22 protein-coding genes, 3 tRNA genes and 1 riboswitch are annotated in these 26,365 nt (G+C 37.1%); of the genes, 12 read left to right on the forward strand and 13 right to left on the reverse strand.

What is annotated here, in order from left to right; genetic code table 11:
- Positions 1-26: 26 nt before the first annotated feature.
- Positions 27-248 carry a cold shock domain-containing protein CspD gene (cspD, locus tag ACSLUO_RS03440; RefSeq protein WP_448246851.1) on the forward strand — a complete coding sequence of 74 codons (222 nt, stop codon included), beginning with the start codon at positions 27-29 and terminating at the stop codon, positions 246-248.
- Between the two features lie 247 nt (positions 249-495).
- A complete protein-coding gene (locus tag ACSLUO_RS03445; protein ID WP_448246239.1) occupies positions 496-708 on the forward strand; it encodes a hypothetical protein in 213 nt (70 codons plus the stop codon).
- 153 nt (positions 709-861) lie between these two features.
- On the opposite strand, the gene uvrB is transcribed toward ACSLUO_RS03445, so the two are convergent.
- Both uvrB and ACSLUO_RS03455 read right to left on the reverse strand, forming a co-directional pair.
- Positions 862-2,865, reverse strand: a complete 2,004-nt coding sequence (uvrB, locus tag ACSLUO_RS03450) for an excinuclease ABC subunit UvrB (protein WP_448246240.1) — start codon at positions 2,863-2,865, stop codon at positions 862-864.
- Positions 2,862-4,229 carry an MATE family efflux transporter gene (locus ACSLUO_RS03455; RefSeq protein ID WP_448246241.1) on the reverse strand — a complete coding sequence of 456 codons (1,368 nt, stop codon included), beginning with the start codon at positions 4,227-4,229 and terminating at the stop codon, positions 2,862-2,864. Before ACSLUO_RS03455 ends, uvrB begins: the two co-directional genes overlap by 4 nt.
- Positions 4,230-4,721: 492 nt before the next feature.
- Between ACSLUO_RS03455 and ACSLUO_RS03460 the strand changes: the two genes are divergently transcribed.
- From ACSLUO_RS03460 to ACSLUO_RS03470, 3 genes are all read left to right on the forward strand, one after another.
- A tRNA-Asn gene (locus tag ACSLUO_RS03460) sits at positions 4,722-4,797 on the forward strand.
- Between the two features lie 56 nt (positions 4,798-4,853).
- Positions 4,854-4,929 (forward strand) — tRNA-Asn (locus ACSLUO_RS03465).
- 56 nt (positions 4,930-4,985) lie between these two features.
- Positions 4,986-5,061 (forward strand) — tRNA-Asn (locus tag ACSLUO_RS03470).
- Between the two features lie 55 nt (positions 5,062-5,116).
- Here ACSLUO_RS03470 and ACSLUO_RS03475 read toward each other — a convergent pair.
- Positions 5,117-5,563: a hypothetical protein gene (locus tag ACSLUO_RS03475; RefSeq protein WP_448246243.1), complete on the reverse strand. Its 447-nt coding sequence runs from the start codon at positions 5,561-5,563 to the stop codon at positions 5,117-5,119.
- Between the two features lie 263 nt (positions 5,564-5,826).
- Here ACSLUO_RS03475 and ccoN point away from each other — a divergent pair, with 263 nt between their 5' ends.
- Genes ccoN through ccoP form a run of 4 tightly spaced genes read left to right on the forward strand, consistent with a single transcriptional unit; the run spans position 5,827 to position 9,171 of the window.
- Positions 5,827-7,251 (forward strand): cytochrome-c oxidase, cbb3-type subunit I, encoded by a 1,425-nt coding sequence (ccoN, locus tag ACSLUO_RS03480; RefSeq protein WP_448246245.1) that lies wholly within the window; start codon positions 5,827-5,829, stop codon positions 7,249-7,251.
- A 10-nt stretch (positions 7,252-7,261) separates the two neighbouring features.
- Positions 7,262-7,918, forward strand: a complete 657-nt coding sequence (gene ccoO, locus ACSLUO_RS03485) for a cytochrome-c oxidase, cbb3-type subunit II (RefSeq protein ID WP_448246246.1) — start codon at positions 7,262-7,264, stop codon at positions 7,916-7,918.
- Between the two features lie 4 nt (positions 7,919-7,922).
- Positions 7,923-8,111, forward strand: a complete 189-nt coding sequence (locus ACSLUO_RS03490) for a cbb3-type cytochrome oxidase subunit 3 (protein WP_448246853.1) — start codon at positions 7,923-7,925, stop codon at positions 8,109-8,111.
- Positions 8,104-9,171 carry a cytochrome-c oxidase, cbb3-type subunit III gene (gene ccoP / locus ACSLUO_RS03495; protein WP_448246248.1) on the forward strand — a complete coding sequence of 356 codons (1,068 nt, stop codon included), beginning with the start codon at positions 8,104-8,106 and terminating at the stop codon, positions 9,169-9,171. The genes ACSLUO_RS03490 and ccoP overlap by 8 nt, the downstream gene beginning before the upstream one ends.
- Positions 9,172-9,260: 89 nt before the next feature.
- On the opposite strand, the gene ACSLUO_RS03500 is transcribed toward ccoP, so the two are convergent.
- Complete coding sequence (locus ACSLUO_RS03500; protein WP_448246249.1) at positions 9,261-9,809, reverse strand: NAD(P)H nitroreductase; 549 nt, start codon at positions 9,807-9,809, stop codon at positions 9,261-9,263.
- A gap of 44 nt (positions 9,810-9,853) precedes the next feature.
- Positions 9,854-10,555: an HvfX family Cu-binding RiPP maturation protein gene (locus tag ACSLUO_RS03505; protein ID WP_448246250.1), complete on the reverse strand. Its 702-nt coding sequence runs from the start codon at positions 10,553-10,555 to the stop codon at positions 9,854-9,856.
- 180 nt (positions 10,556-10,735) lie between these two features.
- Between ACSLUO_RS03505 and sppA the strand changes: the two genes are divergently transcribed.
- Positions 10,736-12,577: a signal peptide peptidase SppA gene (sppA, locus tag ACSLUO_RS03510; protein ID WP_448246252.1), complete on the forward strand. Its 1,842-nt coding sequence runs from the start codon at positions 10,736-10,738 to the stop codon at positions 12,575-12,577.
- Positions 12,578-12,682: 105 nt separating this feature from the next.
- Here sppA and ACSLUO_RS03515 read toward each other — a convergent pair whose 3' ends face one another.
- From ACSLUO_RS03515 to ACSLUO_RS03550, 8 genes are all read right to left on the reverse strand, one after another.
- Positions 12,683-13,669 (reverse strand): aminoglycoside phosphotransferase family protein, encoded by a 987-nt coding sequence (locus ACSLUO_RS03515; protein WP_448246254.1) that lies wholly within the window; start codon positions 13,667-13,669, stop codon positions 12,683-12,685.
- Between the two features lie 86 nt (positions 13,670-13,755).
- On the reverse strand, positions 13,756-14,376 hold the full coding sequence (gene pnuC, locus ACSLUO_RS03520) for a nicotinamide riboside transporter PnuC (protein ID WP_448246255.1): 621 nt from the start codon (positions 14,374-14,376) through the stop codon (positions 13,756-13,758).
- A gap of 3 nt (positions 14,377-14,379) precedes the next feature.
- Positions 14,380-14,649: a hypothetical protein gene (locus ACSLUO_RS03525; protein ID WP_448246257.1), complete on the reverse strand. Its 270-nt coding sequence runs from the start codon at positions 14,647-14,649 to the stop codon at positions 14,380-14,382.
- A gap of 86 nt (positions 14,650-14,735) precedes the next feature.
- A complete protein-coding gene (locus ACSLUO_RS03530; RefSeq protein WP_448246259.1) occupies positions 14,736-16,856 on the reverse strand; it encodes a TonB-dependent receptor in 2,121 nt (706 codons plus the stop codon).
- Between the two features lie 43 nt (positions 16,857-16,899).
- Positions 16,900-17,013: riboswitch (TPP riboswitch) on the reverse strand.
- Between the two features lie 168 nt (positions 17,014-17,181).
- A complete protein-coding gene (hinT, locus tag ACSLUO_RS03535; protein WP_448246261.1) occupies positions 17,182-17,532 on the reverse strand; it encodes a purine nucleoside phosphoramidase in 351 nt (116 codons plus the stop codon).
- 85 nt (positions 17,533-17,617) lie between these two features.
- Positions 17,618-18,730 carry a PQQ-dependent sugar dehydrogenase gene (locus ACSLUO_RS03540; RefSeq protein ID WP_448246262.1) on the reverse strand — a complete coding sequence of 371 codons (1,113 nt, stop codon included), beginning with the start codon at positions 18,728-18,730 and terminating at the stop codon, positions 17,618-17,620.
- Between the two features lie 470 nt (positions 18,731-19,200).
- Positions 19,201-20,370, reverse strand: coding sequence for a cystathionine beta-lyase (locus tag ACSLUO_RS03545; RefSeq protein WP_448246264.1), 1,170 nt, complete (start codon positions 20,368-20,370; stop codon positions 19,201-19,203).
- A gap of 154 nt (positions 20,371-20,524) precedes the next feature.
- Entirely contained in the window at positions 20,525-22,927 is a 2,403-nt protein-coding gene (locus ACSLUO_RS03550) for a DNA polymerase II (RefSeq protein ID WP_448246266.1), read from the reverse strand.
- 261 nt (positions 22,928-23,188) lie between these two features.
- On the opposite strand from ACSLUO_RS03550, the gene dinG reads away from it, so the two are divergent.
- Complete coding sequence (gene dinG / locus ACSLUO_RS03555; RefSeq protein ID WP_448246268.1) at positions 23,189-25,315, forward strand: ATP-dependent DNA helicase DinG; 2,127 nt, start codon at positions 23,189-23,191, stop codon at positions 25,313-25,315.
- The gene (locus tag ACSLUO_RS03560; protein ID WP_448246269.1) at positions 25,278-26,255 is read left to right on the forward strand and encodes a DMT family transporter; all 978 of its coding nucleotides are present in this window, start codon (positions 25,278-25,280) and stop codon (positions 26,253-26,255) included. Before dinG ends, ACSLUO_RS03560 begins: the two co-directional genes overlap by 38 nt.
- Positions 26,256-26,365 lie beyond the last annotated feature (110 nt).

Raw genomic sequence — 26,365 nt, forward strand, 5'->3', positions numbered from 1 at the left:
AGGAAGAAATAGAAGGAAGTAGAAGTATGGCTCACGGTACAGTTAAATGGTTCAATAATGCAAAGGGTTTTGGTTTTATTCGTCCAGAGGATGGTGGTGAGGATATTTTCGCACACTATTCGACGATACAAATGGATGGTTATCGAACGCTAAAAGCTGGTCAAGACGTTAATTACGAGCTTGATGCAGGTCCAAAAGGACATCATGCAGCAAGTATTACTCCGACAGGCGATGACGTGTCGGAATAATATTTACCGACAACTAATAAAAAAGCACAGCAAGTCTGTGTTTTTTTATGCCCGCAATCTTTAGACATTTCAGGATAACAACCAATAAAAAACATATTATTCATCTAATTCCCATATCTATTATTTCTTTCCCTAAGTACGCTTATATCAAATGGCTACTAGAGCGCCATTTTAATGCTAAATTAATATATTTACTTCTGCCACTATCGACTAAGCTTAATTAGCTGTTGACAATACGAGGAAACATATGAGTTCGACTTGGACTAATCATGCTCGTCATTTGAAAGAGCTGGTTAATTGTAATAAAAACACACAGGCACACTTATATCTTGAACAGCTAATGTTATTTCCAGTTGATATTCAAGATAAAATTATTGAGGAAATAAGTAGTTTAGGTAAATGTACTGAAGAATCGATATCGAATATTATTCTTAACTATTCAATGATGGAGCTCAATTAATCAAAATTAAGGTTAGCATTTGAAGTTTATTAACAACAACGTTGCGGTGTTAAAGTAATACAAAATACACGCTAGATATATTTATCTCATTTATTAATAAACTTCATGCTATATCTTTATCAGGTGAAACTCATCAGCCTGAAAATACAACTTCTACCCTCTTAATAACTGATGTTCTCTTAATTTATTGATGGTATCACGAGCAGCAGCGGCTTTTTCAAACTCTAAATTTTTAGCGTGCTCAAACATTTCGTTTTCTAGTTCTTTCACCTTTTTATCAATTTCGTTGATACTTAAAGTTGAATAGTCATTATCTCGTTCTGCCACTTTGTTTTGTAATGCTTTGTCTGTGGTAAATTCGCCAACATCCATAACATCGGTAATTCGTCTGAATACCCCTTTTGGTGTAATACCATGTTCAACATTATAGCTATGCTGTTTTTCTCGGCGACGTTCAGTTTCATCAATGGCTTTTTTCATTGATTTGGTAATTTTAGCGGCATATAAAATCGCTCGGCCATTAATATTACGAGCTGCCCGGCCTATGGTTTGGATCAATGAACGCTCTGAACGTAAAAAGCCTTCTTTATCAGCATCTAAAATTGCAACAAGCGACACTTCAGGCATATCTAAACCTTCTCGTAATAAGTTAATGCCAATTAAAACATCAAACTTACCTAACCGAAGATCTCGAATAATTTCCATTCTTTCAACGGTATCTATATCTGAGTGGAGATAGCGACATTTAACACCATGTTCATCTAAATAGTCGGCTAAATCTTCTGCCATACGTTTTGTTAAGGTAGTTGCAAGCACACGCTCGCCAAGCGCGACTTTTAATTTTATTTCTGATAATAAATCATCTACTTGGGTCTCAACAGGACGTACTTCAATGATCGGATCTAATAAACCGGTCGGTCTAACTACCTGCTCAGCAATATCATCACCTGACTTATCTAATTCATATTGGCTTGGTGTTGCCGAAACATAAATTGTTTGTGGTGCTAAAGCTTCAAATTCTTCAAATTTCATCGGTCGATTATCTAAGGCCGATGGTAAACGAAAGCCATATTGCACTAGGTTTTCTTTTCGCGATCGGTCACCTTTATACATAGCACCTATTTGTGGCACTGTGACATGTGATTCATCGATGATCAACAAACCATCATCAGGCAGGTAATCAAATAAAGTTGGTGGTGCTTCGCCTTCACCTCGACCAGATAAATATCTTGAGTAGTTTTCAATGCCCGAGCAATAGCCAAGCTCATTCATCATTTCAATATCAAATTGTGTCCGTTGCACAACCCGTTGTTCTTCAACTAACAGATTATTTTCCTTTAAATGATTTGAGCGTTCTTTTAACTCTATTTTAATTTGCTCAATAGCAGATAAAATTCGTTCTCGTGGTGTTGCATAATGCGTTTTAGGATAAACAGTCACTCGAGCTAACGTGCGCTCAACTTGCCCGGTTAAAGGATCAAACTCACTGATGCGCTCAATTTCTTCATCAAAAAGTTCAACTCTTAATGCTAAGCGATCCGATTCCGCAGGAAAAATATCAATAACATCACCGCGCACACGATAAGTCGCACGCTGAAATGCGACATCATTTCTGGTGTATTGCAATTCAGCTAATCGTCTGAGCATATCCCGTTGATTAATAATATCCCCTTGACGAATATGTAACATCATTTTCAAGTAAGCGTCGGGATCACCTAAACCATATATAGCGGAAACCGAGGCTATAATAATAACGTCACGGCGCTCTAATAACGCTTTAGTTGCCGACAACCGCATTTGTTCGATGTGATCATTAATAGATGCATCTTTTTCAATAAAGGTGTCAGTTGTTGGTACATAAGCTTCTGGCTGATAATAATCATAATAAGAAACAAAGTATTCAACCGCATTGTTAGGAAAAAACTCTTTCATTTCACCATATAACTGCGCCGCTAACGTTTTATTGGGCGCTAATAACATGGTAGGCCGGTTGAGTTTGGCAATCACATTAGCAATCGTATAGGTTTTACCCGAACCGGTAACGCCTAATAAGGTTTGATGAGCCAAACCTGACTCAACTCCTTCTAAGAGTTTTTTAATCGCTGTGGGTTGATCACCACTAGGTGTATAGTCAGAAATCAGTTCGATACTTTTCATGAATTGTTTTCCACCATCATTGGCGTTTTAAATTGATTTGTAAAAATACGATAAGAAATAAACGCCATACATAAATTACCAAGAGCTGCGCCAATAAAAAAACCTTCAATACTAAACAAAATACTGCCTAAATAGGCCAGTGGCACATAACAAACAAATAAACGAATAATACTAAGAATTAATGCTGACATCGGCTTATGTAAGGCGTTAAGTGATGAGTTAGTTAAAATAACCACCCCTTGTAAACCATAAGCTAACGGCATTATCCACATAAATAAAATAATGGTATCGGTAACGGCTTGTTCTTTAGCAAACACATCAGCAATCCAGGGGGCTAACAATACTAAAACTAAATAGATAAATGCCTGCCAATAAAGCACAAATTTAATAGAACCTTTATAAGCCTGTTCAACACGATCCATTTTACCAGCACCAAAGTTTTGACCAATAAATGGTGGTAACGTCATCGACATCGCTAACACAACTAAACAAGCTATAGATTCAATACGAGAGCCTACGCCAAAAGCAGCAACGGCGGATTCACCATAACCGGCGACAATTGCCGTTAAAATAGCTGAGGCTATAGGTGTTAACATATTGGCACCCGCGGCCGGTAAACCAATGCTTAAGATGTTACGACTGGATTTTTTAAATAATGCAAGACTAGGCAATTGCGTATGAATAAGTTGTTTTTTTACAACAAGAATATAGATAATTAAAAAAGTGCCACACAACCAAGAAATAAAAGTAGCAATGGCTGCCCCTTGCATGCCCATTTCGGGTATCGGCCCCCAGCCAAAAATAAGAATAGGATCAAGAATAGCATTAATTAAGCCAGCAGCGCCCATTACAATACTCGGCGTTTTGGTGTCACCCGACGCTCTTAAAATCGCATTACCTATCATCGGCCCCATTAGAGAAATACAACCTAAGAACCAAATATCCATGTATTCACGAATTAACGGCAATAATGCTTCACTTGCACCTAGTAAGGTAAAAATTTCATCGGTAAAAAGGTATCCGATAAAAGCAACAATACCAACAATAATACTTGAAAGGTATAAGGCAGAGGTAGCAGCACATTTAGCTGATTCAACATCTTTTTTACCGAGTAAATTTGCAATAATAGAAGAAGTACCAATACCTAAACCAATAAATAAACTAATCACAGTAAAGGTAATAGGAAAAGTAAAACTAATGGCAGCTAACGGCTGTGTACCTAATAAACCAACAAAAAAGGTATCAACTAGGTTAAATGCCATTAACAAAATCATGCCGTAGATCATCGGGATGGTCATGTTTTTAAGCGTAAGAAACACCTGACCTTCGAGTAAGTCATTTGATTGTGGTTTTGCAGTAGCCATTAAATACAGAAAAATAGGACAAAAGAAGTATTGTAAAAGATAGGCGATATACTCGCCACGTAAATTTCAATTAATTGATAAAATCCACAATTAAATTACTTTTACTAAAAATTTTATGATGTTAAATAAAAACGTCCCCTGTTCATGAAAAACGCCGCCCTAGAAAACTCAAAACACCAAGCAATTGATTTTTATAGATAAAATAAAACAGGTTAAAAAACTAGCGATCTTTCTAACCCCGCATTCTGACACACTGTTACACTTTTCTACAGAACAACCCACAAAGTTATCCACAGCTTTAGTGGATAACAAACAAAGCATTCATGCGCGGATAAAACTCATACACTTATTGATAATAATTCCAGCTTTTTGTTGTTAAATTAAGCAAACAAACAAGTTTATTAATTTTTTTATTATTTTGTGTTGACAGTTATCAGGCTGGCCTTTAATATTCCGCACCGTTAACGAGTGCTTAGCACTTTTAACAACAATTCCTCAATAGCTCAGTTGGTAGAGCAACGGACTGTTAATCCGTTTGTCCCTGGTTCAAGTCCAGGTTGAGGAGCCATATTTTATAGTAATGGCTAATTTAGCGGTTACTTGCGAAAGCAAAGAAAGAACAATTCCTCAATAGCTCAGTTGGTAGAGCAACGGACTGTTAATCCGTTTGTCCCTGGTTCAAGTCCAGGTTGAGGAGCCATATTATCGGTAATGTTTAATCATTATTGAAATCACCAAGTGTGAATAAAAGACAATTCCTCAATAGCTCAGTTGGTAGAGCAACGGACTGTTAATCCGTTTGTCCCTGGTTCAAGTCCAGGTTGAGGAGCCATATTCCTAAGGGAAGAAAGAAACCTGCTTTATGCAGGTTTTTTTTCATCCTGATTTTATTGCATAACCGAAATATCAATATAATTTTTATTAAGAACTTGCTCAGAGCCTACCTTAGTTTCAACCACCCATAACCGCCAAATCATCTGCTTTTCGCTGCAACTACCAAACATTGACGTTGCTTTTAATTGATTCTTGCTTTGTGTCGGTTCAAAAAATAATGGAATTTTACCCATATACATATTGACCCCTTCAAGGTAGCCGGAAAAGTTATTTTGGCTAAAACCATTTTGGCTTCGTAAATACAGTGTAAAAGGCTGCTCGGGTGTGAGCTTGGTTTTATCAAAGACAATATCAAAGGTATTCTCGCCTAAATTAAGTGTACAACTTGATTGAAAATCTTGGCATACAGCAAAAGTAGCGCTTTGTTTCTGTTCAGCTGGCTTATTACAGCCATAGATCAATAAAATGATAACGCTAACGGTTAAGGATTTAATGAACATTAAATTACCATGATGAAAACTCGATGGCCTGATTCTATGCAAATTAAATTGTAATGTTAACAACAGAAAAAAATTTATTGATATAGAACAGGTTTTCTTTGCGAATCGGATGACAAATTGTCGCTAAAACATTATCATGCGCGCGGGTTTGTAACTATCTGTGCTTTATGTCTATTTTTAGGCTATAAATTAAACAGTGTGCGTTATTTTTAGCCACTACAACCCTTCTGGTATTTAAATATAATAACTGCGGAAACCATAACATGAATCAAGAAAATACGTCAGCAGTCGAATACAACATGAATGTTGTACGTCAGTTTACTGTCATGACGGTCATTTGGGGATTTGTGGGTACACTTATTGGTGTTTTGATTGCAGCTCAATTAATTTGGCCTGCGTTAAACTTTGAAACACCTTGGTTGACCTATTCTCGTCTAAGACCTCTTCATACCAATGCTGTTATTTTTGCCTTTGGTACTAGTGCATTATTTGCAACTTCTTATTACGTTGTACAACGCACATGTAAAGCAACCTTATTTGGCGGAAAGTTAGCATCATTTACCTTTTGGGGCTGGCAAGCCATTATCCTGCTAGCGATTATTACATTGCCATTAGGTTATACCAGTAGTAAAGAATATGCTGAACTTGAATGGCCAATTGATATTCTTATTGCCGTTGTTTGGGTAAGTTACGCCATTGTCTTTTTTGGTACTATTATCAAACGACAAACTTCGCATATTTATGTGGCTAACTGGTTCTTTGGTGGTTTTATTTTAACCGTTGCAGTTTTACATATTGGTAACAGTATGGTGATCCCTGTTTCTATGATGAAATCATATTCATTATACTCAGGTGCTATCGATGCCATGATGCAATGGTGGTATGGTCATAATGCCGTAGGTTTCTTATTAACTGCAGGTTTCTTAGGGATGATGTATTATTTTGTACCTAAGCAAGCTGAACGTCCGGTTTATTCATACCGTTTATCTATCGTACATTTCTGGGCTCTCGTTTCTTTATATATTTGGGCGGGTCCGCATCACTTACATTACACAGCGTTACCTGACTGGGCTCAATCAGTAGGTATGGTTATGTCTATCGTATTATTCCTTCCTTCATGGGGTGGGATGATCAACGGTATCATGACATTATCAGGTGCTTGGCATAAATTACGTCATGATCCAATTTTACGTTTCTTGATTGTTTCTTTATCTTTCTATGGTATGTCTACATTTGAAGGCCCAATGATGGCAATCAAATCGGTAAATGCCTTATCTCATTACACTGACTGGACTATTGGTCACGTACATTCAGGCGCTCTAGGTTGGGTTGCTATGGTATCAATTGGTGCTATGTACCACTTAATTCCAGTTTTATTTAACCAAGGTCGTATGTACAGCATCAAATTAATCAACATTCATTTCTGGATGCACACCGCCGGTATTATTTTATATATTGTTGCTATGTGGATTTCAGGTGTTATGCAAGGGTTAATGTGGCGTGCAGTAAATACTGACGGTACCTTAACTTATAGCTTTGTTGAAAGTTTAACTGCATCTTACCCCTTCTATTTCATGCGTTTTCTTGGTGGTGTTTTAGTTGTTGCTGGTTTTGCATTAATGATTTACAACATGTTTAAAACAATGGGTGCTGAAAATGGCAGCCTTAAGAAACAAGAAATCGCTTAAGGAGTAAGTCATGGCAAATAATCCAAAAAATAAACATGAAAAATTAGAAAAACACGTTGGTTGGTTCTTTATTTTTACCATTATGGCGATCAGTATTGGTGGCTTGGTTGAAATTACCCCATTGTTTTTCCAAAAGGCAACAACAACACCGGTTGATAATTTACGCCCTTATACTGCGCTAGAGCTTGAAGGTCGTGATATTTATATTCGTGAAGGTTGTAACGTTTGTCATAGTCAAATGATCCGCCCTTTCCGTGCTGAAACCGAACGTTATGGTCATTATTCAGTTGCTGGTGAGCATGTTTGGGAACATCCATTTTTATGGGGTTCTAAGCGTACTGGTCCTGATCTAGCTCGTGTTGGTGGTCGTTATAGTGATGACTGGCATCGTGCACATTTAATTGATCCGCGTTCAGTTGTGCCAGAGTCAAATATGCCTTCGTTTAAGTGGTTAGAAGAAAACACTTTAGATGGCGAGTTAACGGCTAAAAAATTAGCTACCTTTAATGTGTTAACTCGTAATCGTAGTCATAAAGATGCTGAGGGTAATCCTATTCCACTTTATTCAGCTGAGGATATTGCTAAAGCAAAATCTGAAGTGCAAGGGAAAAAAGAAATGGATGCATTAATTGCATATCTTCAATCTCTTGGTCATGCGTTGAAATAACATGATGGATTATGGCACTCTCAGAGGGTTAATCGCCCTCCTTATTTTGGCACTATTTATCATTATTGTTGCTTGGGCTTATAGCAAAAAACGCAAATCATCATTTGATGATGCGGCTAACTCAATCTTAGAAGACGACAACTTAAACAATAATAACGACAAAAATAGCAAACAGGAGACTAATAATGTCTAGCTTCTGGAGTATTTGGATCACAGTTTTAACACTTGGCACATTAGTGGGCTGTTATTTATTATTAAGAATGTGCTTAAAAAACTTCGCCGGTGTACCTGAAGGCGAATCAATGGGCCATACCTTTGATGGTATTGAAGAATTAAATAACCCACTACCTAAATGGTGGAGTACTTTCTTCTTGTTGACCATTATTTGGGGTTTTGGTTATTTATTAATGTTCCCTGGTCTTGGTAATTGGGAAGGTTTAACTAAATGGACCAGTTCAAACCAAGGTATTTTAAACTTAAAAGAATCGGAAGAAAAAGCGGCATTTGCTAAATCAGAAGCAGCTAAAAAAGACGGTCTTTTTGGGGTGATTGTTGAATACGACCGTGAAATTCAACGCGCCGATGAAAAATACAATCCAATTTTTGCCACTTACGCAGCATTATCAATTAAAGAAATTGCGGCATCGCAAGCACAAGAAATTGATTTTGAAGTTAGTGATGACGTTGAACTAACGCCTGAACAACAAAAATTAGTTTATAGTAAAGAAGCCTTAAAAGTGGGCCAACGTTTGTTTTTACAAAACTGTTCACAATGTCATGGCTCTGATGCTGGCGGTACTACTGGCTTTCCTGACTTAACCGACAATGACTGGTTATACGGAAATACACCAGAAGCTATCAAAGAGACCATCATGCATGGTCGTAAAGCACAAGGCATGATCGCTTGGCAAACTATGCTAGGTGGTGAGCAAGGCGTTAAAGACGTTGCTGCCTTTGTATTGAGCTTAAGTAATCGTGAAGCAAAAGAAGGTAATGCTGCTGAAGGTAAAGCGAAATTCGCTATGTGTAGCGGTTGTCACGGTGATGAAGGTCAAGGTAGTGCTGTGTTAGGCTTACCTATGGGCGCACCAAACTTATCGGATAACGTATGGTTATATGGCGGCTCTGAGCGTGTTGTACAAGAATCTATCCGTAATGGTAGAGCTGGTGTCATGCCTGCTTGGAACAAAATATTAGGTGAAGAAAAAGTTCACTTAGTTAGTGCTTATGTCTATAGCTTATCAAATAAGTAAAACATTAAAAGCTTAAATAAAAAAACCCTGAATTTCAGGGTTTTTTTATGTCTTAATTTTAATAAAAATAGTGATGCTTAAATAAAGCCTTATAAATAACGAGTGAAATCGCGATAATCTTTTAGCGGTTTAGTCGGCAATGTTTTTTTAATACTACCAACATATAAATACCCCACAATATCCTCTGTCACTTCAATGTTTAACGCAGCTTTAACTTCATTATTATAACTAAAATCACCGGTGCGCCACATCGCACCATATCCTTGAGCAAACGCCGCCATTTGCATACCATGAACAGCACAGCCAGCCGCAACTAATTGCTCTTGTTCAGGCACTTTTTCATGCGCTTGATAACGAGTACTAATAATAATAATCATTGGGGCTCGAAAAGGCATATTCTTCGCTTTTTCAATTTTGGCTGGATCATCCGTTAACTTAGTCATAGCAGTTGAAAAAATAGCGCTAAGTTTTTCTAAACCCGCATCTTGGGCAATTGTAAACTGCCAAGGTAATAAACCACCATGATCTGGGGCTCTCATGCCCGCTTTAAGAATGTTTTCTAATACCTCACCTGTTGGTGCAGGTGCTGTCAAAAAAGGGTTAGACTGACGATTTAAGAGGAGTTCGATACTATCCATTAAAATTCCGAAAATGAATCAAAACGTCAGTCTAAACGAGTTTATTATGAAATAAAACGCCGTTCTTTGTTTCGGTAATATTTTTGCAAGAAATAATCGCAACTGGTATATCGACCAGCGCCAATAAATAACAAAGCTAACAACATGATAAAATACGTTGCGGCAAATTCAATACCATTATTTAACACCACAATACTGCCATTTTGATAAAGCCAATCGGTATTACCATGCTCAGCAAGAATATTACGCATACGATTAAGCCTTGCAGCTGTTGCTTCGCTATTTTCTAAACTAGCGCTGGCATGATCAACTCCTAACCAATCAAATACTTTGGCAGCACTGGTATCAGGATTAGTTGGCGTAATAGCGAACCAACCATTGTCAAGGTGAACGGTACTTGCAGCAATTATCATAGTAAACATTAACGGTAAGGTTAATAAACGTGTTGCTAAGCCAATTAACAACAACCAGCCACCTAAAAATTCCGTCCATGCAGCTAAATTAGCTAATAAATTAGGGTATGGTAAACCTAAGCCATAGTCACTATTACCAAACCAATCAACAATATTAGGATCTGCCAATAAACTGGCCAATCCAGTGACATCGGCATTACCTAATTGCAGCTTACTATACCCTGCCATAATAAATACAGGCGCTAAAAACAAACGGATTAATAAAGCCGGTATACCATCAAATTTAGGTAACTGCTTAATACACCCTTGATAAAATAAAACAATCTGCGACATAAAAATTCATCAACTAAAGTAGTGGTATCTTCACAAGAAGACCCATGTTTTTACATTTTATTTCATTTTTTTAAGCTTTAACCAAGATTTACTAATTAAATCTCTTAACGCTCACTCGAATACGTTGCATAATTGGCGCACTAAATTGTTAATTAAACAAAATTATAAGGTTAATCAAAAATGATAGGACGTCTATTTTCAAAACTATGGCGAATACTCAATTTATCCCGCATTATTATTCTAAATCTGCTATTTTTTACGCTGTTATTTATTTTTATTGTTGCAATTGCTAGCGATAAAGATGAAATTATAGTGCCTAATAATTCAGCCTTAGTGTTAAATTTAAAAGGCGCTATTGTTGAACAAAAACAACATGTCAACCCTGCTGATGCCTTTATGGCTGAAGCAATGGAACAAGGTGATGATAACCCTGAAGTGTTATTAGCCGATATTTTATATGCTTTAGAAACAGCAAAAAATGACGACCGCATTAACACCTTAGTACTTAAATTAGGCAAATTACAAAATAGCGGTTTAAGTAAGCTTCAAGATGTAGGCGCAGCACTTATCGACTTTAAAAGCTCAGGTAAAAAAATTATCGCCGTTGGTGATCAATTTTCACAAGCGCAATATTACCTTGCAAGCCATGCTGACAATGTCTGGTTAAACCCTAAAGGTTGGTTATTATTTGAAGGCTTTAATAGCTACCAAATGTACTTTAAAACGGCACTTGAGAAACTATCAATCAACAAACATATCTTTCGTGTTGGTACTTATAAATCTGCAGTAGAGCCCTTTATGCGTGATGATATGTCACCTGCGGCTAAAGAAGCTAACTTATTATGGCTTAATGATTTATGGTCACAATACAAACACGATGTTGCCAAACAGCGTAATATAAGCCTTGATAACTTTGACGATAATGCGCAAGTACTACTCAAAAAAATTGAAGCCGCTAACGGCAGTGTTGCTGAATATGCTTTACAAAATAACTGGGTTGATGAATTAAAAACGCGTGAAGAAATGCGTGTTGCCCTTATTGAGTTAGTGGGTGAAAACAAAAAAAATAGTTTTAACCAAATAGCCTTTAACGATTATTTAAAAGCCAACAAACCGGTAATACCGTTTGAAAACCCTAATAGCGACAAAATTGCGATTATTGTTGCCAAAGGTAATATTCTCGATGGAAATCAAAAACCAGGCACCATTGGCGGTACCAGCACAGCCAAACTATTAAGAAAAGCACGGGAAGATGATAGTGTAAAAGCCGTTGTTTTACGTGTTGATAGCCCTGGCGGAAGTGCTTACGCCTCGGAAATTATTCGACAAGAAGTTGAACAACTCAAAGCCGCGGGTAAACCTGTTATCGCTTCAATGGGCACCTACGCTGCTTCTGGTGGTTATTGGATCTCAGCATCTGCTGACAAAATTATCGCCTCTCCAAGCACTATTACCGGCTCTATTGGTATTTTTGGTTTAATCATGACCTTTGAAGAAAGCTTAGCTAAATTAGGCATTAATACCGATGGTGTTGGTACTACAGATCTTGGTGGTTTTGCTTTAACTCGTCCCTTAGATGAAAATATCGGCAAACTGATTCAATTAAATATTAACCGAGGTTACCAAGACTTTATTCAATTGGTTGCTGACAATCGAAATATGACCTTAGCGGAAGTTGACGCCATTGCTCAAGGTCGTGTTTGGTCAGGTACTAAAGCAAAAGAACTTGGTTTAGTGGATGAATTAGGTGATTTACAAACAGCTATTGATGCTGCTGCTGCCCTTTCAGGTGTCGAGCATTATGATATCAAGTTAGTTGAAAAAGAATTATCACCAATGGATAAGTTTTTAAAAGAAACGCTTGGACAAGCAGCTAACGTGATGTTTGATCCACAGCCAGTGACCACATTGGGCCCTGTCGAATTATTATTAAAAGGGTTAAACAAAGAACTTAAACAGTTTAATCATTTTAACGACCCACAAGGCACCTACTCGTTTTGTTTAACCTGTGAACTGCAATAATCTTGCTTAAAAACGTTTCAAATTAAACAAAACAAAGAAACATGAAAATAAAAAACCGAGCTAAATTAATATTCAGCTCGGTTTTTTATTGAAAAGTAATTTAAGCTAACAGATCAGCTCTGATATCGTTAAATCACAAGCAGACAATGAAAATTGCTTCGTCGCTTTTATTTTAAACATACCTTCTTTACTTACTTGATATTTTTTTAAGTACCATAAGCCATTAATTAATAATGCCAGTTGATAATATAATTGGATCAGCTCGCGGTCTAACACTGGCTCTGATTTATCGTTACTTGGGAGTTCATTGCAAGCTTTATTGTATAAATGCTCAACGTCTGCGATTAATGTGTTATCTAACTCATTAATCGCTAATAACATGGCCAAATCATATTCTCTGGGCATTAACGTTAAACATTCAAAATCAATGAACATGACCCGCTCATCGTTTGGGTTTGAATTTCCCTGATAAAACACATTGCCAAAATTTAAATCACCATGGCAAGCAACCACAGGTAATGCTTTAGCATTATAACTGTCCGTTACAGAATTTAATTGCCGCGTTAAATCAGTCAGTGTTTTGTCTATAAAAATATCAAGTAATGATAAGCTATTTGCCGGCAGTATTAGCTCTGTTAATAACGAAGTAAACAATCGGTTAAAATCAAGCGGCTGGCAGTAAGTTAATAGCTCATCATCTAATCGATGGAGCTTAACCAGTACTGGAAAAATTAGCTCCAGCTTGGTCGTTAATGGCTTAGATGAACTGACCAATAACTGCCCCGATATTTTTTCTAATAAAATAACATACGATGAAGACCACAACAGTTTCGCGGTAAAATCTGTGTGGCTATTTAAAAACTGGTAAGCGGCTAACTCGATATGCTGCTCAACATTTCCAGCTAAAAACACCTTGGCAATATATTGTTTGTTATATGTTGAAACTTCAAAACAATGCTGACTAAAGCCATGCTGAATTTCAGTGATCGAGGTGATCTTACTGATGTCTAATTCAGCTAACGGACATTGGCGTAACTGAGGCAATAATAGCTGTTGAATAACATCATTATCACCTTGGCTTTTTATATTCAAAGATAGCGCCTTAACACTTCATTTAATTCAGATAGCATGATTTTTTAACTTAACTTTTATCGTAAATGGACTTATCGAAGCAGTTTTTAACCAACGCGAACTTGTTCACCTGTGTTGGTTAAATATATTTTATGCCACTTAAAATAACCAAAACATGCAATAACCACAAACAGTAAAAACAAAAATGCCGTTGGAAGTAATGCTTTTTCAACATATAAATAAATTGACACAAAGTCGATTACAATCCAATAAAGCCAATTTTCTAATATTTTTTGCGTCACTAAATAAGTAGCAAAAACAGCAAACACCGTTGTCGCCGCATCTAAATAAGGAAAATCTGTGGGTGTATTAGTCGCCATCAAATAGCCAACAATCAATGAAACAATCACTAAAATAACAATAGCTTTTATATGGCTTAATAAAGACCATGTTGAGATAGTTAAGTTTTGTTCCTGTGTTTGTGCAACTCTATCACGCCAGCAATACCAACCGTATAAAGCCATGGCTAAGTAATATATTTGTAAGGCACTATCAGACCATAAATAATATTCGTAAAAAATAAAGCTATATAACACTGTACTAATGATCGCAGCAGGCCAGCACAATATATTATTGTAAGCGGCAAAAAGTACATAAGCTAACGAGGCAATAACTGCAATCCACTCAATTACATGAATATTACTATAATAGTTAATAATTTCGTTCACGCGTTAACCTTCATCATTAATGATGTGAGAGCGATCGCTACCAATAAACTTACAAACAAATACCGCTGCCCCCACCGTTTCATGGACATGCTTCATTTCTTTCATCACATGATGAACAGCCAAATCATACTCACCAAACACTAATGAACTCATACCGCTAGTGACGACGCGTAAGCCATCTACGGCTCTTAACCTTTCAATAAAAGCCCAAATTTCATCTTTGTAATTGTCGATAGCTAAGGGATATAAACTCAGTTCAATGGATATTTGCATCTTTAAATAACCTTTTTTATTCGGGTATATCACGCTTTAACATCAATAAAGAGTTAAAACGTAATATCACCTTATTAACAGATAGATCAGAATGAATAATTAAATGTTGCGCCGAACACAGCCGGCTCACCTAATTGATAATAAGTTTTATCAACATAACCATCACGCGGATCGTTACCAAAATAAAAACCACGAATATGGTAGTCTTCATCGGTAATATTACGCCCCCACAAACTTATATCCCATTGTTCTTCACTGTAGGTAATTGAGGCATGTAATAATTGATAAGCATCTGAACGTTGCTCATGACTATCCGAAAACTTGTAATCGTCTTTGCCATCAATGCCCACATTAAGTAACCATTGTTCGTTTAAGTAATAATTAATGCCAAGCGCAAATTGATAATCAGGTGCATGAGCTTGTTCATCACCGCCAACCTCTTCTCCTTTGCCATTAATAAAACTATCAAATTGAGTCTTTAATAAACCAAGCGAACTATATAACTCAACATCGTCATTAATTTGCCAGCTCGACTCAAGCTCAAGACCATAGTTTTTACCTTTACTAGCATTTTGTAAAAACGGATTAAAACTTTGCCCGCTAACAACATAATTTTTTAATTGAATATTTTTTCTATCCATATAAAACGCTGAGGCACGAATATAAGCATCACCATTCAATAAACTTGCTTTATAACCCGCTTCATAATTCCACAGGCTTTCTTTGTCGAACTTACGAAGTGACTCATCAATAGAACCTTGAGTGTTGATACCACCCGCTTTATAACCTTTATTCACGGCAACATAAACCATATCGGTTTCAGACATTTGATAGGTTAATGCCAGCTTCCCACCTAACATATCTTCTTTGGGTGCAGTTTTCACTTGATAAGAGTTAATATAATCAGCAGCCCGATGTTCAAAACGTAAGCCACTGGTTAAAGTTAATTTATCTGTTAAACGAGTATCAAGTTGACCATAAAGCGAAGATGAGGTGGTTTCAAAGGTTGAATTAAACTCAGCGTCGCTATAAAGATCCCAGTCAAAAAATGCTCTATTTAGCGTTTCATCTTGTTTGTTTATATAGGCACCAACAACCCAGTCCGTTGAGTTATTAAAAATTCTTGATGACTGATTAGAGGTAAGTCGATATTCAAGCGTGGCTGTTTTTTTATTACGATCATAATGATCTTTGGTTGAATAGCCCCAAACTTCACCTAAACAGCCAGTATCAAGTGAAATACATTCGCCGGTGTTATCATCATATTGACCGTATGCCCAATCTTCATCAAACCCATAACCAATATCACTATCTGAAAAACTGGTGATCAACAGCATGTTAAACGCATTAAAACCGGTATAATTAAAACGGCTTGATAATGCTGTGGTTTCTTGTGTATCAAAGCCTGGCTCGTCCGAATAAGTATTACGATTATTATCTAATGAAAAAGCATCATAACCGTTGTCAAAGTCAAAATGCATAACCGAAATATCTATGGTTAACTCTTTTGACGCTTCAATTGCGAGTTTTCCCCGCATACTTAATTCATCTCGGTTATTAGTATCATCACGGTTTAAATAAACATTATCGATAAAACCATCACTTTTATATTGTTCTGCAACGAAACGATAATTGACTTTTTCACTCGCAGGCCCCGAAACAACCAAACCTAAACCTTGGCTATCGTAATTACCAACCGTTGTTTTAACCGCACCTTCAAAACTATCGGTGGGTGCATTAGTCGTAATATTGACAATACCCGCAAGCGCATTAGCGCCAAAACGCGTACCTTGTGGTCCACGGAAAACCTCTGCTTGAGCAACATCAAACATTGATGAAATACTGCCAATACCGGTAAAGTCAACATCATCAATAATAATGCCTACCGAGGGATTAATTGGCTCTTGAAATTGACTACGTTCGCCAATACCACGAATTTGATAATAACGCGCCCGTTGCGAACCACCGGCATAATTAACATTGGGTGCTAAGGCAATAATTTCTTCTAAGTTTTGAGCGTTACGGCGTTTAATATCTTGCTCTGATAATAGACTTACCGCGTTAGGGCTTTGTTGAATATTAGTTTCGCGAAAATCACCTTTGATTGTGATCACTTCAATTTCTGAAGTATCATCTTCGGCAAAACTTGGATTAATAATTAAAACTGATGATATCGCTAAAGCGATAGAAGATAATTTACTTGTCATGTGGTTCTCATATAAATCAAAAATATGGAACCAGCGCATGTTATGGCGGTGTTATACCCATTCCTACGCTGGCATTATCCAGTTCAGGTTCGAGGGTTTGTGTGATACCACATCTCAGCAGATAAAATTTATCTTATCCGCACCCCTTGGTTGATAACCTCATTTTAACAATTTATTAAAACGATAGATATTAAACTCTACAATCTCACCATAACAATTTGGTGTAAGTGATAACTAAAAACTTCAGCTTTGATTAAAGCTTTTAGTTTATAGCTTATCGCTTCCTGCTTATCGCTTCCTGCTTCCTGCTTCCTGCTTCCAAGCATTAAACACTCACCATTGGCCCTAAAGGCTGCCCACCTAATAAATGCATATGAATATGATACACTTCTTGACCACCATGTTTATTGCAATTGATAATCAAACGATAGCCATTTTCATCAATGCCCTCTTCTTTTGCTAATTTTTTGGCAACTGTGATCATTCGCCCTAATGCCAATTCATCATCTTCGGTAACATCATTAATCGTCGGAATAAGTTTATTTGGAATAATTAAAATATGGCTGTCAACACGAGGCGCAATATCACGAAATGCGGTAACTAGCTCATCTTGATATAACAAAGGGGTTGGAATTTCTTGTCGGATAATTTTTGAAAAGATCGTTTCTTCAGCCATAACAATTCTCTATAGAATAAATAAAATAATATTGTATAGAGAATTGTCCAAGCAACAAGTGTTAATTCAGCTGAAAGTTCGGTAATTACGGTACTAATTGAAAAACTTTACCTGTCGGATAATCGGCAGCATATATTTCACCAGCAGCATCTTGGGCAAACGTAGGAAACTGATAACTGCCAGAGAATATTTTTACTGGCTTTTCAAGCGCTGGATATTTTGCCGCCCAAATATTACCCAGTATAAAATCAGCATAAATGTAGTGTGACTTTAACGCAGGGATTTTTTCTCCGGTATAAACAAAACCACCAGTAATAGAAATACCTTGATCTCGTGGATAGGAAATTTTAGGTAAGCTTAGTCCAGTTTGGTCACAGTTATCTTTAGGTTCAAAGCAATGATCAGCTTCCATAATATTCCAACCATAATTTTTACCTTTTTCAATAATAGACACTTCTTCATATAAGCTTTGCCCAACATCTCCAGCAATTAGTTGTCCGTCAGGTGCAAAAGAAAAACGCCACGGATTCCGTAAACCATAAGCCCAAATTTCAGGTAAGACATCGGTTTTATTGATAAATGGATTATCGGCCGGTACCAAATAAGGTTTTTCCTTGGTATTAATATCAATTCTTAACATTGCCCCCAGTAAGGTCGTTAAGTTTTGGCCATGGCCAAGTGGGTCGCCCGCTTTGCCGCCATCCCCCATACCAATATATAAATAACCGTCATGGCCAAACGCAATTTGGCCACCGTTATGATTAAAATACGGCTGCTCCACCTCGAGGATTACTTTTTCTTGGATAAATTGATAAGCCGCATTATTTTGTGTCACTGAAAATTCAGCAATACGTGTTCTCGGCTCACCATCTTTAGGATTGTAATTGATATAAATTTTATTCACTTGCGGATATTGTGGATGAAAGGCTAAACCTAACACGCCCATTTCTGAACGATCACGAACCGCAAGAGTTGTCACCGTATAAGTCTTTTTACTATTAAAATCGGCAAATAATACCTTACCGCCTTTTTCAGCAATAAAAACTTGTCCTTGCTGCTCAGGAATAAATTTAATGTCCGTAGCTAACTTTGTACCGCTAAAAACTTCTTTAAAGTTTACCTTTTGTGCGTAACTATTAGCCGTGCTTAGTATCAATAAGCTCAAAGTTAAAATAAGTCTGGTGATCATATTCATCATATCAATTACTCATTAAGTTGTTTTTCTTACAGCAGTATTACCCAATATGGATGATTAATACCATTCCGTATAAAGAAGTGCTCACTTAGAACGGTAAAGGGGCATTAGAACAAACAAAATTTGTGAAGATATAGTTTATTCTGCATCCAATAAATTTTGTGTAGTTATCATGCTGCCCGTACGATCCCAAAGGGCGAGTTTTAAAGGCTTATATGCAGCGTTATTGATTTTGACAAGGGAATAACCATTCTCTTCAATCAATGCCTTGCCTCTAAGCCTTTAAATTCTCGCTAAGCAACCACTTTCTTATACGGATTGGTATTTAAACAATCGTAACACAGTTAACAATAAACAAAACACAATTATAAAATAAAAAGGCGATATTTAATCGCCTTTGGTTTATAGCTTCGTTTTATAACTTTGCTTTATGACTTTAATTATGAATATTAAGCCTATTTTTGAAACGCTTCCTACTGACTTTTCAAACGCTCAAAACCTTGGCTTAAATCGTCAATAAGGTCGTCAACATCTTCTAAACCAACATGCAAACGTACTAATGGCCCTTTGTAGGCCCAAGTTGTGACAGTTCGTAAAGATTGCACGTCATTAATGGCTAAAATTAAACTTTCAAAACCGCCCCAAGAATAGCCCATTTTAAAATGATGCATACCATCTAACATCGCACGAGTATTCAAGGTTTGATTGTCTTTTAAGACAAACGAAAATAAGCCATTTGAACCAGTAAAGTCCCGTTGAAAAAATTCATGTCCAGGACATGAAGCTAAAGCCGGATGAAAAACCGTTTCTACTTCATCGCGCCCTGCTAACCATTTGGCAATTTTTAAGGCATTTTGTTCGTGCTGTTTCATTCGCACACTTAAAGTACGTATACCTCTTAACGCTAAATACAAATCATCAGGTGAGGTACATTGCCCCATGGTATAGCTCATTTCACGCAATTGAGGCCAATATTTTTCAGTTGCTGTAGCTGTGCCTAACATGACATCTGAGTGACCAACAATATATTTAGTGGCTGCTTGTACTGAAACATCAACACCATACTCAAAAGGTTGGAAATTGATCGCCGCGCCCCAGGTATTATCTAACATCACTAAGCAATTATGTTTATGAGCCACTTCTGCAATGGCCGGTACATCTTGTACTTCCATGGTTAATGAACCAGGTGATTCAAGAAAGATCAATGTTGTATTTTCTTTAATTAGCGCTTCAATGCCAGCACCAATTAATGGGTCGTAATAGGTTGTTTCAATATTTAATTTTTTTAAGATATTGTCACAAAAACTACGCGTTGGTTCATAAGCATTATCAACCATTAAAATATGATCACCTGCCTTGACAAAAGAAATAATGGCATTAGTGATGGCAGCGGTACCAGAAGGATATAACGCACAACCTGCACCGCCTTCTAAATCCACCATAGCATCACTAAAAGCAAATGATGTTGTCGTACCACGACGGCCGTAATAAAGCACTTTATTACCACGATTTGCTGTTGCATGTTTCATGTCTTTAACCGTATCAAAGACAACGGTTGAAGCTCTTTGTACTGGTGGGTTCACCACACCTTGAGTCCACTGGCTACTGCGACCTGCACTAACAATTTTGGTATCTTTTTTCATGTACCTACCTAGTTAAAACCTAATAATGAGAAGAATAAAATCATTTAATGTAATTAAACAGCTATCTAGCCATCTATATAATAACAACTGTAACCTGAATACGCGTGAACTTACAGCCTCTTTGGCAATAAAATCGTGGTTGTAGACAATAAAATTAAAACAGATTTAATTGGCTATCGGTAATTTCATCAAAGCTGGTATCAACAAAAGGTAATATCGCATCTGCCACCGCTTTAAGTTGTCGTTCAATATAAAACTGATAATCAAGTGGTGCACTTAGCCACTCTTTAGCTTGTGGGCCATTACTGGTGATCAAATATTCAATCCAAGCACGGTTTTGATAACGCAACGGCTTGCCATGTTGTTCATTCAATAAATCAGCAGCTCTAGCCGCTTTAACATGAGGTGGTACGTTTTTAACATAATCGTTTAATTTACGGCGAATACGTTTACGATAAATTAATAACTCATCAAATTCGCCGGCTTCGGTTTTTGCTACCATCTCAGCGACATAAGCTTTAACCGGTAAATCATTAAAAACACGGTGATATAACTCACGTTGAAACACTTTTGCCAATTCGGTCCAGTCAGTTCTTACGCTTTCTAGCCCTTTAAAAACAATATGCTGTTCGCCTTTGTTTTTTATTAAGCCAGCATAACGTTTTTTAGTGCCAACATCCGTACCACGTATTGTTGGCATTAAAAATTTACAAAAGTGTGTTTCAAATTCTATTTCGAGGTGGTTTTCTAATTGATAGTTATCTTTTAAATAGCTTTGCCATTGTTGATTAATGTAACTTTCTAGCTCTTTGCCAATCGCTTTACTTTTTTCGGCACTGTCTTGTTTGCCAATATCAACAAAAATGGAATCGGTATCGCCATAAATAACGGTAAAACCTTTATTTTCTTCTATCCATTGGCGAGTCGTTTTTAACAAATCATGGCTACGCTTGGTGATAGAGCCAGATAGTCGAGGATCGAAAAATCGGCATCCTGTTGAACCTAAAACACCATAAAATGAATTCATGATAATTTTTATCGCTTGCGACAGTGCCGCATTGTTATCAGCTTTTGCTTTGTCGCGCTCAGCCCATAATGATTGAATAATATCAGGCAGGAAATGCTCATCTCGTGAAAAATAAGCTTCGTCATAACCGGCAATAACACGCTCAGGCTGGCTATCTTTTTGTAATAAACCTTGGATCATCCCCATAGGATCAATTTTAAAGGTGCGAATAATACTCGGATACAGGCTTTTAAAATCGAGAACCAAAACATCGTTATACAAACCTGGGATCGAATCCATGACATAACCACCCGGTGAAACAAAACCTTGTGTGCCATCTCCCATATTCGGCGCAATATAACCAGCACGATGTAACTTAGGGGTATAAAGATTGGTAAAAGCGGCAACGGAACCTCCCACACGATCAATATCTAACCCGGTTAATTGCGCACGTAACTTAGCAAAATTTAATAAATCCGTTTTTTCAAAAATAAGTGACACTAGCCGGCAATCTTCCAAGTTATAAGCGGCAAGTGCGGTTTTATTATGTTGAAAATTATGATTAATTTCCGCTAAGCGATTATCAACATCACTGACTTTTTTACTTAAACCCAATAAAGTATTAGCGACATTTTCTAATGAAAAGCTTGGAAAGTTATACGTGGCTGTTTTTAGCAGATCAATGCCATCAAGGACAACTCGGCCACTTATTGAAATAAAACGTTGCTCACTCGCATGATTTTTTCGCCAATAGGGTGTTTTACCATCTCGACCAATCGCAAAAGGAATTTTATGGAGATCACAGCGCTTTTGTAATAAGTCAAAATCAAAATTAATAACATTCCAACCAATAATAATGTCGGGATCCACTTGTTTAAGCCAAGTAATAAAAGCAAGAAGCAAACTTTTTTCATCACACAACCAATCGATATAATCATGCGATTCATTTAACGCTTGTGCCTTTTGCTCTCCGATCATAAAAACTTTTTGAATATCATCCCCATAGGCACCAATCGAATAAAGCTGACCATCAAAAGCACATTCAATATCAATAGATAAGACCGACAATTGACAAGCTAAACTTAATGCCGCTTCACCGGGTTTAGCCTGCGCATGATTCACTTCAAGATAATGCTCACGTGTTACACTTGTCCCTTGAAAACAAACACTCGCCGTAATAAAGCGTTCCATTAAAAAACGATCATCCGGTCGAAAGTCATCCTCATAACATTTGATATTATATTGTTTTAATATTTCACGCGCGGCGTAAAAGTCGCGCATAAATTTAAAATAAAAACAGCTCACCGTTTGCTGATTAAACGTTTTCAGCGATAAGGGTTTTATTTCATCAATTTGAATATTTTCAACGCGGAGAAATTCTTCAGCTAACTGGCTTTGCTGCTGCTCAACAAAAAATAACGCGCGTTGATTTTGAATTTGTAATTTAACTGGGCCAGTTTCTGTTTTTAACCACAGCGTAATAACGATGCCATGTTTTTGATCATGACATTGACGGGATAATAAAAAACCGGAAGATACTGCTGTTGTCATAAACATTTACTTAAAAAACGGCCATAAAAATACAAGACTGACAAGGTTGAAAAACTAATACCATTCCGTATAAAGAAGTGCTCACATAATTCTCGCTAAGCGATCAGTTTCTTATACGGATTGGTATAAATTCTAGTAAACAATCAAACACCCTGTTAATATATACAGCAGTGTAATATAAAAGACTGAAAGATGGAATCTTTCACATCATAAGCGTCGCTTTTAGTCCCAGTTAAAAACAGAGCACAACTCGAGTGAAATATGCCATCTGAACCATTAAGCCAACCACCATCACCACATTCAACGGCCAAATTGTCTGAAAAAATCAAACAAAAAATTCGTGAATGTTATAAGTCTATTGGCCAAAGTTTGCCCAACTTTCATCCACGGCAACAACAAACCTTACTGATCGCTGAAATAGCTAAAACCTTAGCCGGTGAATACAGCAAAGATCGTAAAATTATCACCATTGAAGCGGGTACCGGCACAGGTAAATCCCTCGCTTATAGTTTAGGTGCCATACCACTAGCCCTTAGCAAACAAAAAAAAGTGTGTATTGCCACAGCTACCGTTGCTCTGCAAGAACAGCTTATCGACAAAGATTTACCGTTTTTAAAAGAACATGGCAAACTCGATTTCAGCTACACCTTAGCAAAAGGACGTCAACGTTATGTTTGTGCGCAAAAGCTAGCTAATGCTGTTGCCAATGATGACAGCCCACAAGCTGGTTTTACGTTTGCTGAAAAACCCCGCGCTGAAGATATTAGAATTTTACAAGAGATGCACCAAGCATTAATCAATAATACATGGGCAGGTGATCGAGATTCTTGGCCAGATACCATTGCTAATAATATTTGGCTGCAAATACAAAGTGACAAACACAGCTGTTTAAAACACCTAGCTGAACATACCCATTGCCCTTTTCATAAAGCACGAGAAACCATGGATATGGCTGATGTGTTGGTGGTTAACCATAGCTTGTTATTAGCCGATTTAGAATTAGGTGGAGGTCGAATTTTACCTGAACCTGCTGATACTTTTTACATTATTGATGAAGCTCATCACCTACCAAAAGTAACGCGTGACTTTTCTAGTGCAAGTTCTACCATCAAGGGAGCCCTTGATTGGCTTGGAAAGCTGCAAGAATGTGGCGATAAAATAGCAAAGTTAGTAAAAAGCCAAAGTGCGATATCACCGTCATTAAAATTAGCCGATGAAGCGCTGGAGCTAATCGCGGATTTACAAAAAATTAAAACCTTTATTGAGGCCAATCAACCCGTTTATTTCGCTAAAGAAAAACAATACCGCTTTGAAAATGGCATTTTACCCAAAACCATTAAACACCACAGCGAATCGTTAACTGAAGCAAGTAAACGTGCTTTGGCTCAAATTAATAAACTTTATAATACCTTAATGGAAGCGGTTAAAGAAAATGAAGTAAAACTCTATTTGGCTGAACCCTTGTTAGCTGAAGCCGGTTTTTTAATTCAGCGTTTAGAAAGTTTTCAAGCACTTTGGGGCATGTACGCAAAAACCGATCATGAGAAAGCGGCTCCCTTAGCAAGGTGGCTTGAACTAATTGAAGGTAAGCGACAAGACTTTTTGTTATCAGCCTCGCCTATCGAAGTGGGTTTTACCTTAGAAGATATGTTGTGGTCAAAATGTGAAGGTGCCGTGTTATGCTCTGCCACTGTTCGAGCCTTAAATAAGTTTGACCATTTTATTAAACAAGCCGGTTTATCAACAAATGATGGCAGTCAATATTTACACGTATTATCGCCATTTGATTATCAAAATAACGCGACCCTAATTATTCCTAATATGCAATATGAGCCAAGTCACGATAAGTTTACCGACGAATTAATTGCACGTTTACCCGCATTATTAACCGATAAAAAAGCCAGTTTAGTGCTGTTTTCATCTTATTGGCAAATGGAAAAAGTTGCAGATGCTTTACGTGCTAAACATAAGTTACCAATTCAAGTACAAGGTGAGCAGTCACGACAAAAAATTATCGACAGCCATAAAAAACGTATCGAAAAAAACCTTGAATCTATTATTTTTGGCACCCAAAGTTTTTCTGAAGGGCTTGATCTACCAGGTAAACAATTAACCAATTTAATTATTACTAAACTACCTTTTTCAGTACCCACCTCACCAGTAGAAGAAGCACAAGCAGAATACATCACCGCTAAAGGCGGTAACCCTTTTATGTCGCTATCGGTACCTGAAGCATCCAAAAAACTGATCCAAGCCAGTGGTCGCTTATTACGTAATGAAAAAGATGTTGGTACTATTACCTTGTTAGATCGACGGGTTATTAGCAAACGCTACGGTAAAGAATTACTTGATGCTTTACCGCCATTTAAACGCCACGTTGAATATTAATGTTCAATCAACAGAATTATCCAAAATGCTAAATACTAAAGCGATCTTCTATACTTCATTAGCGTTAATTGCTTTTGCCGGTAACTCAATTTTATGTCGATTAGCACTGGCTGACGGCAAGATAGATCCTGCAAGCTTTACCAATATCCGTTTAAGCTCAGGTATTATAGCCCTGTTATTATTATCTTATTTCAGTTCAAAAAGTTCACTGTCATACGGTAAACAAGCCGCTCAAAATTCAGCTAAGCAAGATGTATTTTCTTGGTCATCAATAAAATTGATGCCTTCATTAAGCGCTTGGTATTTGTTCATTTACGCGCTGGGCTTTTCTTATGCTTATGTCGCATTAGATACCGGAACCGGAGCGCTTATTTTATTTGGTGCTGTGCAATTAACCTTAATTTCATTCAGCTTTTTCAAAACTAAAAAAATCACTCGTAATGAGCTATTAGGCTTAACCCTTGCTTTTTCTGGCTTAATTTATTTAGTTTACCCAAGTTTAACCACACCTTCAGTTTATGCCTTTGTGTTAATGGCTGGTGCGGGAATTGCGTGGGGCTTGTATACAATATCAGGCCAGAGTTCACCTAAAACACAACCGCCATTACTATTAACCACCAATAGCTTTATGCAAACGCTGTTGATGATACTGTTATTGGCAATTTTAAATTACCAGCAACAATCCTTTACAACAACAGGTATCACATTAGCCATTATTTCAGGCGCGATTACTAGTGGCCTTGGTTATTATTTGTGGTTTATTGCCCTTAAATATATCTCGGCGATCCAAGCCGGTGTCTTACAGTTATTAGTTCCAATATTAGCTAGCATTGGTGGGGTTATTTTTACTAACGAAATAATTACTCTAGAGTTAACACTCGCAACCTGCCTTGTCTTATCAGGTGTTATCATCGTGATGTTTGCAAAAAACAATCGTTAGAATTCTAACAATAATGTGATGAAATATCGAAACGCTATCAAATATTAGGCATAAAAAAACCACCTTAATCGGTGGTTTCTATTAAGCTGCTAATACATTAACAATAATGT

It is taken from the genome of Thalassotalea agariperforans (genome assembly GCF_053470345.1).